The organism is Desertibacillus haloalkaliphilus (assembly GCF_019039105.1).
GTDB classification, from domain to species: domain Bacteria; phylum Bacillota; class Bacilli; order Bacillales; family KJ1-10-99; genus Desertibacillus; species Desertibacillus haloalkaliphilus.
This window is the reverse complement of sequence record NZ_JAHPIV010000442.1, coordinates 1-357: the sequence shown is the minus strand read 5'-3', so window position 1 is coordinate 357 and position 357 is coordinate 1. Positions and strand designations below refer to the sequence as shown.

Genomic DNA, 357 nt, shown 5'->3' with positions numbered 1-357 from the left:
GCCATAGGCAATGTAAAGTCAGGTGCTTGTTTCATCTCACATCATCCTTTTTTATAAATAATATGGTGAATTTAAGGAGGGCACTGAAAAAGGAGGGTTTTCCTTTTTCAGTGCCCTCGATCCAACCTTAGTTTGAGTCACTAATCTTCTCTATATTTATTTACTACAATGATCATTGTAAGCAAGTGCTAAGTTACGAATAATATCTTCAGGTGCTGCTCCCTCAATTTGTTCACGTGGAATAAAGTGAACAACTTCCTTCCCTTTTAAGATAGCCATTGATGGCGAAGAAGGTGGAATATCCGCAAAATAAGAACGCATTTGCGCAGTTGCTTCTTTATCTTGACCTGCAAATAC

The 357-nt window shown here is 38.1% G+C and carries 1 protein-coding gene; it reads right to left on the bottom strand.

Going from position 1 to position 357, the window contains the following annotated elements:
• Nucleotides 1–156: 156 nt before the first annotated feature.
• A partial coding sequence (locus KH400_RS22710; RefSeq protein WP_217228506.1) for a BrxA/BrxB family bacilliredoxin occupies nucleotides 157–357 on the bottom strand: 201 nt, incomplete at its 5' end.